This window comes from Nocardia fusca NBRC 14340 (assembly GCF_001618425.1).
GTDB classification, from domain to species: domain Bacteria; phylum Actinomycetota; class Actinomycetes; order Mycobacteriales; family Mycobacteriaceae; genus Nocardia; species Nocardia fusca.
In genome coordinates, this window is sequence record NZ_BDCU01000042.1 from 39,729 (window position 1) to 52,864 (window position 13,136).

The following is a 13,136-nucleotide window of genomic DNA, read 5'->3' on the forward strand; positions in this document are numbered from 1 at the left end:
GGGAGGTCTCACTCGAACGCTCCTGCGACAGCGCCGAGGTTGGTCGCGGTCGACTGATCGACTCCGGCGCAGCTGTCTGCGCTGGCCTGAAGTGCTGAGCCGCAGTCGTGTACACAGTTGGCCCAGGAGAAGAGAAAGCGACCAAGATCGTGCAGGCCATGGCCCAGTCGCTCGCCCGTAGCCTGATATTCCCGACCTGTGTCGCTGGTCTCGAACCCCCGCAAATCGTCGGAGACACGTAGTGCTGCGTCGTTGACCGCTCCTGCTGACCGTTGTAGGGCCCCGGCGATGCCCTGCACCGCCGCTACATCCATCAGGACTTGAGTCAGTCCTCCCCTGTATAGTGGCGGCCTTACACCGCCTGTCCATCGACTTGCGAGCCGTTGATCGAAATCTGTTCTGTTACAAGCTTCGACACAGCAAGTTGTCGTTCGGTTCCATCATTTTGAGATTCTCCGTCCGGAGCTTATCCACCCGCCTGGGCGCAGAGATTCTCCGGTTGAGTGACCAGGGCAGAGCCTGAATGCCGATGATGTCCGGATGCGGCCCCCGAAATCAGTGTTCCGGGGGCCGCATTCGTTCGTGTCTCACATCTCGCGAGCTCGACGTCCGGGATCACAGTTCGTCAGCACGACAGAAAGGACACCTCCGTTCCGTCGCACTCCCGAATCGTGTGCCGCGCTTCAGCCGGTGGAGCCGGCACGCTCGCGCAGGTTGTCCACGGCAGTCCGCGCGGCCTGGCGAACATCCTCGTGAGGGTCTTCCAGCAGCGGCTCGATCGCGGGGATCGCTTCCGTCGAGTCGAGGTCGTCGAGCGCATCGACGGCGGTCTCACGCACGACGTAGTCGCTGTCGCGAAGGCCCTGCACCAGCGCCGGATACGCCAACTCCGGCTCGGCCCGAGCCAGATAGTCCAGCACGCTGGCCCGCACGAACGGCGACGGATGATCCCCCAAGCCGCGGATGCGTTCTCCCAGTTCTGTGACACCGAGTGAGCCGAGAAGCCTGATCGCGTCCCCAGCTATCACCGGTTCGGAATCACCTGCCAGCAGCTTGACCTTCTCGACGAACGCCGGTTCGCTGCCCTGGTGCATTGCCAAGACGGTGAGCGCTGCGCGTAGCTGCGGCACTCGACGACCGGCCAGCTCCTGGGTGAGCACCTCGACGCCCGGTTCACCCTGTTCGTACAGCTCTCGGGCGACTGCCTCGTAGTAGTCGTCGTACTCGTCACCGACCGACCACCGGGCAGCGAGCTCAGTCGTCGACAGACCCACGAGGCTTTCGCGCATCTCTTCGGCCGTCAACTCCTCCGACCATGGACTTTCACCCTCCGGCCCTTCCTCTGTGGTCACTTGATCCCACACTCCTTCTTGATGTCGTTGAGCGTCTTACCTTTGAACTCGCCCGGGAACTCCGACTGGATCTTTCCCGGGAGGTCGTTTGAGGTGATGGTGCCGTTGTTGATCTTTGCCTGCAGCTCGCTCTTCCGCTTCGGCGACAGTTTGATCTTGTACTTTTCGGCCAAGCGCACAACCTGGGTCAGCAGCTTGACAGCCTTGTCGCACGTCGCCTTCGACGGAGCAGCGAGCACCTGCGTGTCGACCGCCGTATAGCCCGGCGCCGCCGCGGCGACAGCACTCGACCCCGCCGATACCCCCATCAGCGCCATTCCGACCACGACAGCTGCGCTAACCAGTCCCTTACCGAACATTTCGCTTCTCCCGTTCTACAGCTCCGGACGAGCATCGAAACTCGATGCAGCCCTTCGGGCCATATCCCCTGTGGATTCGGCCCAGGCTCGAAAGGACCGGAGCTCTTCCCCTTCACCAGTATTCGATGCACCAGCCACGGATTCGGTTCCCCCCAAACATGATCCAGTTATGGTGACGCTTGTCGCACTTCAGGCGCCATCGGTGCCTGGCAGCGTTTCCGACACAGCGACCCGGCAACGAAGGTTTGACACCAGGCGAGATCGCGGCAGTGATGTAACCCCACCCGAGTCCTTATCGACCTGTTCACCGAGCACCGCAGCGAGCGACTTGCAGAAGCCAAAACTGGCGCCGCTGCGCGGCCTTGGGTGTCAGCCGCGACGGCCAAGCGCTCCAAACGGGGGCTGGAATTACCGGAACGGTTACGGGAAGTAGCTCGGACCCCCATATCCGCCGGACGGGCACCCCGGCTAGCGTACCGCTGATACCCGCGCTCGACAATCAGCTTTCACCGGACCTTCGGGAGTTCCTACAGACTCGGCAGGACGGAACGCTGGCAGTCACCCGTTCGATGATCGACCCCGTGCTGAGAGCTCGCCTCGCTCAGTTCTCCTCAGTATCAACGAGTGTCGCAAGCGAGCACTATGGCGACCATGAACTGCTTGGTTCGGTCTTTAGCGACGTTCCCGACGACACCGGGCACTGGGGTCTGAGGTATTTCGAGCACACGCTCGATCCTCTGCGATCCACACCGCCCGATTACGTCCTCGCGATCATGACGGGGGAATTCGATGAGGACGCTTTGGCGTCGAACATGCCTGGCAACGTTGCAGGCATCGTCGTGGTGCGGACGCCGCAAGACGAGTGAGCAGCAGAGAGTCGGCCGCCGACAGCGGCCACACCTACGGGAAGGAGCATCAACGCGGTGGCCGACGAGTTCCCGTCGATCCAGCAGCTCAAGGCTGGGTGACTTGCTTGGGCACCACCAGCGCACCCCGAGGCGACATGCCCAGGCCGCCGTCCGGTATTCCTGATCTGGAGAAACTGGGTCTGATGTGTCGGACGCTGCATGTTGGTATGTGGGGCGAGCAGGTGGATGGACACAGTCCGTTCGATGTTCTCGACCGCCCGGCCGATCACGGGAGAACGCGAGCAATGGACCAGAGGCGTGACACGTCCGCGGTCGCTGACTGCCGTCGCATGGCCGCTCCGCCCGGTCCAGAGACGGCGAAGTCGGTTTCGATCATCAACCGGCCAGCAAGAAGAGGCTGGTCGGTTCCTTTTTCGTCTACATAGGGCCCCGGATCGGGCACGACTCCTGCGGTCGTAGTGGGCGCCGCAAGGGTGCATGTACCGAACCGTGGCGACGGTGTGAAGACCAGCGTTGAGCTATCAGTCACCCCTGGCTGCTGAGCCGGGTGAATCCGATGGACAGCGAGTGTAGATTCCACGATCGCCCGCACCCATCAACATGCAGCCGGGGCCCGCCGTGACCCGGACCGGCAGGTCGAACCGGCGCGGCTCCGAGCCGGTCGAGGATCTCCCGGTGCAGTGCGTCGAAGCCTCCGGAATCAGCCCACACCATGAACCGGCGATGCGCGGTCGGCACGCTCACCCCGAACGAGGGCGGCAGGTGCTGCCACGCTCACCCGCTGGTCAACACGAACACCACTGCGGTGAACACTGCCCGCTCGCCAACCGGAACGGTCCCGCCGCCATGCCGCCTGGGCTGAACTCGGGTAGCAACGGTTTCACGATGTCCCACAACACATCCGGGACCAGTCTCTGGGCAGAAGCCTGTCGACCACGGGTCACATCATGCCGGACAACGAATTACACCCACGTAAGACACCCCGTTATGCGTTGGGCCGCATCACTCTGGACGGCAGACCTGGTGTTCACGACCGACGTTGCGGTCGGCGGGATCGCACGCCGACATGAAACCTCGGTTACCTGCTGACCATGCACACCGGTCCTGCGGTCTGAACGGATTCGACCGCACGGGTGCCCTGGTTTGCGGATGGCGCCTGTGCAATCGCTCGTCCCCGAGATATTCGCGCCCTCGGGAGGGTCACGCTGGTCAAGACGTCGGGCGGCCGTCCGTGATGTCGACCGCCGACGACTTCATCGCGGCCGTCAATTGTTTGGCCGCGTCCAGTAGTTCCACCCCGAGCAGTGTGCCGTCCGCCGCGAAATCCAGCGTTGCCACGGTCTCGCCGTCCTTGTTCTCGACCTGCAGCGTCGATGCGGCCCGGCGTGGCCCCGGCTCGCTGGATGCCATGGCGATATAGGCGGCGTTGGCCTGTCTGTCCCAGGTCAATTCCTTGACGTACGAGTGCTGCGGTTGCTCGGTCACTGGTCGATCCCCCTGGTCGGCCCCGGTCTTCGCGGTTCTTGTCACCGATAGGTTATCGAGGGCTGCTGCGCTTGTGCAACCAGTACGGACATGCTCTTTCGGCCCAGCCGGCTCGAGAGCCCGTTCTCGGTGGTGGAGTCGCGGATAGTGAGGTTGTGTCCGTACTTCCGGGCCACTGACACACCTCTGCCAAGTGGGTGCCAAGACTGTTGTCGAGCAATGTGTGCAGAGCACGATGCGTGCATGATTCAGAGGTCCGTCGAAGCGATCCGCAATGGATCGGGGCGCATGGAATACGCGCGAGGTGTACATACCTCGGCGTGGACAACTGGGAGGGAAAGAAATGAACTCGTTCACCCGCGCCGCTGCGAAACTGCTGGCGTTCTCCGCAATTCTCCTCTCCGCGGCGCCGGTCGCGGCCGCGGTTGCGGACAGTCCCGCGGTCCTCGGTGCGAACTCGACTTCCGTGGTGGCCACCGCGGCGACGGCGAGCACTCTGAGCGATACCGGATTCCAGGCAGTGCGGGGAAGGCCGAACTACATCGCCGGATACACCCAGCACGCGCTGGACCGGATGGCGGAGCGGCGGATCAGCAAGGATCAGGTCGAGTCGGTCATCGCCAGCCACAACAACGGCGTATGGCAGCCGGAGCACCGGACGTGGAAGGTGTGCTGGGGCGGCACCTGTGTGGCCATCAACGACGCGGCCGAGATCGTGACGGTCTTCTGATCGAAATGGACACAGCCGAACCTCGCGGCTGGTGGCGGCCCGCTCGGTGTCGGCCGACGGGGTGGATCGACCGGTCATTCCGTTGATCACTTTTGCACCGTTCGGTGATCCATATCGGGGACTACCGAATGCCGCCCAGGTGCCGTAAACGTCAGGAATCAGAACATGAACTTTGTCAATAGGTCGTTCGCTGCGGGCGCACTGATCGTCGCCCTGCTGCCTTTGGCTGGAGTCGCCGGCGCGCAGGTCCCGATGGCGATCCCGGCCACGCCGCCGGCGACTGTCGGGTTGGAATTCGGCCCCGTCGAGCCGCACTTCGAAACTGTCGGGGGAAAGCGCTTCTCCGACGGAGAGGATCGTGCTGCCGCACAGGCCCTGGGTTTCAACGAGGCATTCGTGGGCCGTAGCCACGGATGTATCATCTTCAAGCACAAGAAGAAAAACCTCTACATCACACAGGATGTGGACGGGCACAACGGCGGTCGGTGGAAGATAGCCGATGCGGCCGCCAAGCTCGGGAAGAAGGAAACCAGAATGGGTACCTACGACGAGCACCTCAACCGGGTCGGGGACTAGCGTTGGACGATGCGGGCAGCGGTACGTCGAATGCGGACCCGGTTGTGCAGTGGCAGATCCGCTTCGATCCCGGGTTGAGTGAAGAGCAGGTGGCGAGGATCGCCGAATTCGCTCTCGCGGAAGGGATCGTGGACTCGGAGGGTGCGGCTGCGGTACGGGTCGGACAGGATCCTCGCTACTGGTTCTCCGGTGTCCTGGACCGTGCCTCCGCTGCCCGTCATCGTGACGCCGTCCAGAAGGCGCTGGACGGTCGTCCTCTGGACGAACAGGATTCGAACCTGGTTCGCGGCTGCATCGAACGATTCGACGAGTGGCTGGTGAGCGTCGCATACGCGCGCAGCGAAATCTATGACAGCGATAGCGATTTCTTCGACTTCGATTGACAGGTGAGGAGCGGTGGGAATTGAGTTACCCCGTGTCGAATGGGTGGCAGCTAATATTCCCGGACGGCTTGATTGAATCGCAGGTCGTGCGTATCGCTGAATTCGCGGTGCGTGAGGGTATCGCGGCTTCCTCGGAAGGTGTGAATACCCGGCGCGATTTCCTCTATTCCTACGACCGAGCCACCGTCGAACTGTACCGCCACGTGTTGCAAAAGGTGCTCGACGGTAGAGAGCTGACATCTGCCGATCGCATGACGTTGACGGATTACGTGGACGAACTCGAGCGCTGGACACAGCCTTCCGACGGCAGTCCGAGCGTATCGGGCGACCCGGGCAAAGCGCCGGGCGCGGACTGACGGCGGTGGGCTCCCGATTCGGGTGGAGCCGGCGGCCGCTGCGCTACATCGCTCGGGATCACCGTCCCGATAGCGAACGAAAGGATCATCGGTGGTTCTACCGATGCGTAAAGGGACGAGCCACGAGGAATTCTCCGGAATTGTAGAGGAAAAGGCGTGGCCCCGTCGACCCGGGTAGTGTTCCGCTTCTGCTTCGTATATCTGGGCCTGTACTGCCTGTGCACTCAGGTGATCACGGTGTTCGGTGGGGTACTCACCGGTCCCACCTCGGATCTGAGCGGTGCCCGATTCCTGCGCCCGCTCGTCGATCGGGTGGCCGCCGACGTGTTCGGTGTCGCCGGTCCGCTCGTGCATGCCGCTACCGCCAGTAGCGACCGGCGCTCGGACTGGGTCCTGGTCTTCGTGCTCATGATGATCGCCACCGCGGTGACGGTGATCTGGTCGGTATCGGCACGAGGGCGGACGAGTCACCCCGCGCTGTTCACCTGGTTCCGGCTGCTTCTTCGATTCGCGCTGGCGGGTCAACTGTTGTTGTACGGGGTGGCCAAGATCGTTTTGGCGCAGATGCCGTCACCGCCGCTCAGCACATTGATGACACCGTTCGGTGAACTGACCCCGATGGGGGTGCTCTGGTCATCGGTCGGCGCCTCTCCCGCCTATGAAGTGGTGGTCGGCTGTACCGAGACGATCGGCGGAATCCTGCTGCTCGTACCCGCGACGGCCGCACTCGGAGCCCTCGTGAGCTCTGTGGCGCTGACCCAGGTCTTCGTGTTGAACATGACCTACGACGTACCGGTCAAGATCATGTCCTGTCACCTCCTGGCGATCGGCGTCTTCCTTCTGGCTCCCGATCTGCGTCGACTGGCTGATGTGCTGCTGTCGCTACGCGTTGTGGAACCGGTTCGCCGAGCGCCGATCTTCGGGAGTAGGCGCGCGAATGCCTGCGTCGTGGTCGCCCAGATCGCGCTGGCTCTCTGGATCGCGATTCCGATCGTCCAATCCGGTGTCGATTCTCGCGATACGCACGGCGATACCCGCGACAAACCCGCGCTTTACGGCATGTGGGAGGTGGAGAGTTTCTCCGCCGATGGTCGTATGGTTCCGTTGTCGGTCACCGAGGACAAGCTGTGGCGGCGGGTGTTCTTCGAGTACGCCGGTGAGATGAAATACCAGCGGATGGATGACGCGTTCGGCATCTATCTGGCCGCGGTGGATATGGATTCCCACACGATCGACCTGCGGCGGTACGGAAACAGCGGGCAGAGTTCGACACTCGCTTTCGGCCTCTTGGACGGTGACCGGCTCCGAATGTCCGGTGTACTGGAGGGACAGGAGGTAACCATCGCGCTACGGAAGTCCGACACGTCGGGTCTGCCCCTGAAAGGGCGCGGCTTCCACTGGGTGCAAGACTATCCATATAATCCGGACAGTCGCTGACCGGCGGTGGCCGGGGCCGGCGGTTCGCTCAGGCCCTCCGTATCCACTGCGGTGCGCCGGCACCGCGGTTGGCGCCCTTCTCGATGAAGACCATGTTGTGGTAAAAGTGCAGCCCTTTGATCTGTGCGTCGGTCTCGCTGTCGGTTCTGCTGTCCGTCTCGGCGTAATTCAAACCGTCGATCAGCGTTTTGACGAAGTCGATCGCCGTCGACGACCTCGTGTGATCACCGGAGTTCTCGGCGAAGCCGGGCCAATAGGATGTCTGCAGATCTTCGATCACATACCAGCCGCCGTCGCGGAGAGCCGGGAACAACGCCTGGAACGATGTGATGATATGGGAGCCCAGATGGCTCCCATCATCGATGACGATATCCAGCGGGCCCGTGGTCCGCACGATTTCGGCGAGGTCGGCAGGTACGGACTGGTCGCCGCGCAGTACGGTCATCCGCTGTCCGGACAGCGCTGTCTTGTCGACGATATCCACGCCGAACACTGTGGCCCGGCAGAAGTAGTCCCGCCACATGCGCAACGATTCGCCGCCGCGCCGGGGATCGGAGTAGCCGCCGACTCCGATCTCGAGCACAGTGAGCGGTCGGTCACGGATCGCTTCGAAATGGCCTTCGTAGTGCTGCGTGTACTGGTGCAGGCCCCATTTGTCCGAGCCGTGCGCGACGCACAGTTCACCCAGTCCGAGTGCGTATGGGCGGTCGATCGAGTCCAGGATCCTGCGAACCGTATCGAATAGCGGCAACGAGACGCCGAAGACGGCGTCGGTATCGCGCCAGTTGATCGAACGAGTCGCGGCGGCGGCGGTGCCGCGCGGTCCGAACAGGCTCGCGACCACCTCCGCCAGCCGGCCCGAGCCCCCGCCACACGCCGTCAGCAACACGACGCCGGCGCAGGCGAGGCCGATCGGCAGCGCGGTCGAATTTCTCGCGATCATCGTTCCTGAGATAGACCCGCGCTGTATCGGTTGGTATCGAATCTGTACTTCCAGGGCTTTGTACAGTTCCATCTTGTCCATCGGGTCGCCCGCATCGAGTCGGGCGCGGATATCGCCGTGTGAATCGATGATCCCGCTGAGTTCGCGCGCGGTGACCTGGACCGGCCTCGGTGTGGTGTCCAGCTCGACCTGAGCGGCAGCTCTCTCCGCCTGTGCCGCGTTCATCGCTGCGACCAGGCTGCTGGGGTCGATGCCGGCCTCGATCGCTCGGGTGTACCGCTCCAGCTTCTGGTTCGCATCCGCGAGCCGTGCCTTGATGATGCTGCGCCGGATATCGCTGTCGTCGGCGTTGTACGCTTCGAGCAGGAATTCCAGGGTCTGTGTCCGCTGATGCTTGCTGAACAGATCGGCAAGCCATCTGGTCAAGGGGTCGGCAAGAGTCAGTTCGCGCAGGTTCACGGTCTTGGGATGCTCGGCCAAGACGGGACTGCCGGGCGCGAGGGTTTTCGAGTGGCACCGGTAGTAAACACCGCTGCGGATGACACCGGCCTGCATTTCCCGGCCACAGATATCGCAGGTGATCAGCCCCCGCAGCAGGTAAGGGCGTGTCGTGATCCTGGACCGGGTGTTCCGTGCGCGATCACGATTGCTGGCTCCGGCCCGGCTGCGCCGGATCAAGTGGGCTTCGGTGAAGGTCTCGACCGACACGACGGGCGGGTGTGCGGGTTTCTTCGAGCGGATCACCCGATCGGCTGTCGTTCGGACGAATCGGATGGCGTAGCCGGCCGCGACGTCGTCGGGGTCGATCAGTTCCTCTTTCTTGGCCCAGCGGCCGAAGACCGCGTATCCGGTGTAGCGAGGGTTCTGCAGGATCGCGGCCACAGTGGAGGCCTGCCACCCGTCGCCGGAGCGGTGCCGGTCCTGGCCTGGGCGGTGCGCGCTGGGGCACGGAATGCCGTCGCGGTTTAGCCGCGTGGCGACCGCCTTGTCGCCCTGGCCCTCGATGTACTCCCGGAATACCCGCTGCACTACGGGTGCCGCCTCCACGTCCAAGGACAGAATGCGCAGACACAGACCATCGGCGGCGCGGTTCGGGTTCGGATGCGGCGGCCCATCGACGACGACATACCCATAAGGTGCGCGGCCGCCCTGATGCCGGCCCTCGTTCAGAACTTGGGCGTCCATGCTGGCGCGGGTGCGCTGCTGCACATGCTGGCGTTCGGACTCGCTGAGCCCACCGAGCATGGACATCATCATCGTGTGCGTGGCATTGCGAGCGTTGTACATCCCGCCGAGCTCGGGAACCCACACTTCGACGTCATAGGCGTGGACACGGGGCGCGATCAGGGAGAACTGGTTGCCGAACCAGCACCGGGTACCCTCCCCGACCACGATGGCCGACCAGCCACGGTCCGGCCGCTTCAGATCGGCCAGTAGCCGGGACGCCTCCGGCCGGCGGTCCCAAGGCACCGAACGGGACTGTCCGACATCGAAATACGTTTGTGGAGCGGTGATCATGAGATAACTGGAACTGCTGAGGGAGGGTCAGTGCTTCGAGCCCCCTTAGCTCCACCCAAAACAACTGGTCAGGTCCGGTTAATACCGGGCCTGATCTATTTCTATGTGAACCCCATGCTTGAACCGTCACGGGTTGGGGGCCGCTTCCGTCGTAGAGGAAGATGGTCACCATCATGTCGAAGCGTTACCCGCCCGAGGTTCGTGAGAAAGCCGTTCGCCTGGCTCTGGAACGGCTCGATGAGTACGGATCCGCCTATGCCGCTGCCCGTGTGATCGGGCCGCTGGTCGATGTTCATCACGAGACGTTGCGGTTGTGGATCAAGAAAGCTCTTGCCGCGGGTTCACGGCCAGGTGATTCGGTAGCGCCGGGTCTGTCCTCGGCTGAGCGCGACGAGTTGGCGCGGCTGCGGAAAGAGAATCGGGAACTCAAGCAAACCAACGAGATCCTGAAGCTGGCTTCGAGTTTTTTCGCGCGGGAACTCGACCCGCGACACCGCTGATCGTCGGGTTCATCGACGAATACCGCCAGGTCTATGGCGTCGAGTCGATCTGCCGCGCACTATCGGCGCACGGCGTGCAGATCGCGCCCAGGACCTACCGCAAGGCCCGCCACCGGCCGGCCTCCGACCGTGACATCACCGACGCGCAGGTCGAGAACGCCCTGCGGGATCTGCAGAACACACCCGAAGCGATGTACGGCCGCCGCAAAATGACCCGCTACCTGCGACGCCAGGGCTATGAGGTGGCATTCTGCACGGTCGACCGGTTGATGAGGGAGCTGAGTCTGAACGGGGTGGCCAGAGGCCGCAGGCATCGGACCACGATTCCCGGCAAGGACGGGATACGCGCTGGTGACAGACTCAACCGGGACTTCACCGCTGCCGCGCCGAACCAGGTGTGGGTCGCCGATTTCACCTATGTCTCGACCTGGACCGGATGGGCGGATGTGGCGTTCGTGTTCGACGCCTACTCCCGCGCGATCGTCGGCTGGACCGCGGCGAGTTCGAAGACGACCGCCCTGGTCACCAAGGCACTCAATATGGCTGTCTGGCGGCGCGACCACTACGGTCATCCGATCGAGCCCGGCCTCATATTCCACACAGACGCCGGGTCGCAAGGCGGATTCAACTGGTCGACGCAACACTTTGCTGTTGCAGCGATTGTAGGTGACGTTCCACCGCTTCGGTGGGAGTGCACCACTCGAGAACCTTCCGCGGTCGTGTGTTGAGGGTATGCGCGACGGCCGCGAGATCCTTCGCGGTCCACCGCGAGAGGTCGGTGACCTTCGGGAAGTACTGGCGCAGAAGTCCATTCGTGTTCTCGTTGGTTCCGCGCTGCCAAGGACTGCGCGGGTCGGCGAAGAAGACCGGGACACCGGTCCTCGATGCCAGCTCCGCATGGGCCGACAACTCCTTTCCCCGGTCCCAGGTCAGGGACTTCAGCATCGGCTCGGGGATCTTCCGCAGCGCCGCCGATAGCGCTTTGTTCATCGATGACGCCCCGTAACCGCTGCGCGCGGTACCGTTCTTGACCGGCGCCGTCTTTCCCCATCCGTCTTCACGAGGCAAGTGGACAAGGACTGTGAACCGGGTGGACCGGTCGACAAGGGTGCCGATCGCCGAGCGGTCGGTACCGATGATGAGATCGCCTTTCCAGTGGCCCGGATTCGCACGATCCTCGGCTTCGGCGGGCCGGTTACTGATCAGAACGTCGGCAGTGATGTGGGCCCAGGCGACGCGCTTCGAGCGGGCCCGTGGCATGCGCAGCGACCGGCCGGTGCGCAGAGTCAGGATCAGTTCCCGATCGAGGGCACCGCGCCCTTCGATATACAGTGCCTGGTAAATGGCCTCGTGGCTGATCCGCATCGACGTATCGTCGGGGAAGTCGATCTTCAGCCGCTGCGCGATCTGCTCCGGGCTCCACGCCTGAACCCATTGCCGGTCCGCACGGTGCGGCTTGTTGCGGCCGGTCCAGATTCCCGTCGGCGGCCCAACGGCGACCCTGCCCTTCGCATCGGTGACCCACCCCGCCAGGCGCTGCTGGACGTAGTCCCGGAGTTGCCTGTTTTCGGCGAGCTTCACCGTTTTCGGGCGCCTGGCGAACAGTTCGGCTTTCCACTGGGCAACCGAGGCGCGGTAGTCGAGCTTGCCGCCGCGGGTCGCGGCGTTACGCCGCAACTCACGGGAAATGGTCGACGGGCTGCGGCCCAGGACCTGCGCGATCTGCCGCACACCCTTGCCCTGCACCCGCAGCAGCGCGATCTCCTCACGCTCGGCGAACGACAAGTAGCGGCCGCCGGGCCGGCTCCACGAATACGGTGACATCCCGCCAGCATCGCGGAACCACCGACTTCCTTTGACAGGCGATACCCCAACTGCGACAACAGCTTCCGTCGGCAGCAGGCCCTCGGCGATCTTGCCCCAGAACAGGCGCTCCACCGACCGCGGCGTCCCTGGAGCCCCCAGCGACCGCATCGGCGCTCGCCCGGTGATCTCCCGCATCCAATCCGACGGCCTTCCCACAACACCCTCCATAACCTCGGGTGTTGCGTCCACCGGTTGAACCTGAGCAATACACCAGCTGAGCCTTCGGCCAGCGTATCCGCACTGCGGGCCTGTTCGGTTCGATGGGAACGATCGGGGACTGTTTCGACAACAGCATGGTCGAAGCTTCTTCGGCACAATGCAACTCGAACTACTCGACACAAAGCACTGGGTGACCCGGCAGGAATTGGCGAACGCGCTCTTCGACTACATCGAAGCGTTCTACAACCCGATCCGGCGGCACTCCAGAATCGGGATGCTCAGCCCCGTACAGTACGAACTGGCTCACACCGCCGCCGAACGAGCGGCGTAGCCACCACACCCAAACCGCCCGGGGAACCGGGGCAACCTCAGGGAACGCGGTGAACGCCAGCAGGTCCGCGCGTGCCGTGTCGAGGTGTTCAACGACTTTCGGGAGTTTCTCGCTGAAAGTGTCGAGCATCCGATCACATTGGGCGTGAACGGCTTCGGTGTCGGCCTGGTCGAACACCGAGTGCAGCAGAGTCCGGACCCACGGCCACGAACTTTCCGGGCAGATACTCGGCCCGCTCGGCACGTTCGCGGCGCTCGAGCAGCCAGTCCGGG

At 63.5% G+C, this 13,136-nt stretch carries 14 protein-coding genes, 2 pseudogenes and 1 other annotated feature; of the genes and pseudogenes, 9 read left to right on the forward strand and 7 right to left on the reverse strand.

Translation table 11 applies throughout. The features are described from left to right. Positions 1–683: 683 nt before the first annotated feature. Together NF4_RS26970 and NF4_RS26975 are read right to left on the reverse strand one after the other, a co-directional pair. Positions 684–1,352, reverse strand: a complete 669-nt coding sequence (locus NF4_RS26970) for a HEAT repeat domain-containing protein (protein ID WP_232330664.1) — start codon at positions 1,350–1,352, stop codon at positions 684–686. After that, positions 1,349–1,711 (reverse strand): hypothetical protein, encoded by a 363-nt coding sequence (locus NF4_RS26975; RefSeq protein WP_157120620.1) that lies wholly within the window; start codon positions 1,709–1,711, stop codon positions 1,349–1,351. The genes NF4_RS26970 and NF4_RS26975 overlap by 4 nt, the downstream gene beginning before the upstream one ends. A 569-nt stretch (positions 1,712–2,280) precedes the next feature. On the opposite strand from NF4_RS26975, the gene NF4_RS26980 reads away from it, so the two are divergent. Continuing rightward, on the forward strand, positions 2,281–2,577 hold the full coding sequence (locus tag NF4_RS26980; protein WP_063130204.1) for a hypothetical protein: 297 nt from the start codon (positions 2,281–2,283) through the stop codon (positions 2,575–2,577). 648 nt (positions 2,578–3,225) lie between these two features. Here the strand turns inward: NF4_RS26980 and NF4_RS39515 are convergent. Both NF4_RS39515 and NF4_RS38825 read right to left on the reverse strand, forming a co-directional pair. Continuing rightward, positions 3,226–3,524, reverse strand: a pseudogene (locus tag NF4_RS39515) (transposase); the annotation flags it as partial. Between the two features lie 265 nt (positions 3,525–3,789). Beyond that, positions 3,790–4,065, reverse strand: a complete 276-nt coding sequence (locus NF4_RS38825; RefSeq protein WP_063130205.1) for a DUF2283 domain-containing protein — start codon at positions 4,063–4,065, stop codon at positions 3,790–3,792. Positions 4,066–4,408: 343 nt separating this feature from the next. Here NF4_RS38825 and NF4_RS26990 point away from each other — a divergent pair, with 343 nt between their 5' ends. The 5 genes from NF4_RS26990 to NF4_RS27010 all read left to right on the forward strand — a co-directional run bounded on the left by NF4_RS26990 (position 4,409) and on the right by NF4_RS27010 (position 7,547). Continuing rightward, positions 4,409–4,795, forward strand: a complete 387-nt coding sequence (locus tag NF4_RS26990) for a DUF4258 domain-containing protein (protein WP_063130206.1) — start codon at positions 4,409–4,411, stop codon at positions 4,793–4,795. Positions 4,796–4,960: 165 nt separating this feature from the next. Then, the gene (locus NF4_RS26995; RefSeq protein ID WP_063130207.1) at positions 4,961–5,371 is read left to right on the forward strand and encodes a toxin C-terminal domain-containing protein; all 411 of its coding nucleotides are present in this window, start codon (positions 4,961–4,963) and stop codon (positions 5,369–5,371) included. 44 nt (positions 5,372–5,415) lie between these two features. Next, the gene (locus tag NF4_RS27000; RefSeq protein WP_063130208.1) at positions 5,416–5,754 is read left to right on the forward strand and encodes a hypothetical protein; all 339 of its coding nucleotides are present in this window, start codon (positions 5,416–5,418) and stop codon (positions 5,752–5,754) included. Positions 5,755–5,774: 20 nt separating this feature from the next. Further along, positions 5,775–6,110: a hypothetical protein gene (locus NF4_RS27005; protein ID WP_157120622.1), complete on the forward strand. Its 336-nt coding sequence runs from the start codon at positions 5,775–5,777 to the stop codon at positions 6,108–6,110. Between the two features lie 156 nt (positions 6,111–6,266). Continuing rightward, entirely contained in the window at positions 6,267–7,547 is a 1,281-nt protein-coding gene (locus NF4_RS27010) for a hypothetical protein (RefSeq protein WP_063130210.1), read from the forward strand. A 28-nt stretch (positions 7,548–7,575) separates the two neighbouring features. On the opposite strand, the gene NF4_RS27015 is transcribed toward NF4_RS27010, so the two are convergent. Next, positions 7,576–10,008, reverse strand: coding sequence for a recombinase family protein (locus NF4_RS27015; RefSeq protein WP_063130211.1), 2,433 nt, complete (start codon positions 10,006–10,008; stop codon positions 7,576–7,578). Positions 10,009–10,169: 161 nt separating this feature from the next. Between NF4_RS27015 and NF4_RS27020 the strand changes: the two genes are divergently transcribed. Both NF4_RS27020 and NF4_RS27025 read left to right on the forward strand, forming a co-directional pair. Then, positions 10,170–10,508, forward strand: a complete 339-nt coding sequence (locus tag NF4_RS27020; RefSeq protein ID WP_063814725.1) for a transposase — start codon at positions 10,170–10,172, stop codon at positions 10,506–10,508. Further along, positions 10,468–10,597 (forward strand) — a sequence feature (AL1L pseudoknot). (Overlaps the previous gene by 41 nt.) Next, a complete protein-coding gene (locus tag NF4_RS27025) occupies positions 10,556–11,236 on the forward strand; it encodes an IS3 family transposase (protein ID WP_232330670.1) in 681 nt (226 codons plus the stop codon). It overlaps the preceding feature by 42 nt. On the opposite strand, the gene NF4_RS27030 is transcribed toward NF4_RS27025, so the two are convergent. Next, positions 11,133–12,509: an IS30 family transposase gene (locus tag NF4_RS27030; RefSeq protein WP_232330671.1), complete on the reverse strand. Its 1,377-nt coding sequence runs from the start codon at positions 12,507–12,509 to the stop codon at positions 11,133–11,135. The two genes, NF4_RS27025 and NF4_RS27030, sit on opposite strands and share 104 nt — an antisense overlap. Before the next feature lie 181 nt (positions 12,510–12,690). Here NF4_RS27030 and NF4_RS36960 point away from each other — a divergent pair, with 181 nt between their 5' ends. Beyond that, on the forward strand, positions 12,691–12,864 hold the full coding sequence (locus NF4_RS36960) for an IS3 family transposase (protein ID WP_084533494.1): 174 nt from the start codon (positions 12,691–12,693) through the stop codon (positions 12,862–12,864). A 36-nt stretch (positions 12,865–12,900) separates the two neighbouring features. Here NF4_RS36960 and NF4_RS36965 read toward each other — a convergent pair. After that, positions 12,901–13,089 (reverse strand): annotated as a pseudogene (locus NF4_RS36965) (transposase); the annotation flags it as partial. Between the last annotated feature and the right edge of the window lie 47 nt (positions 13,090–13,136).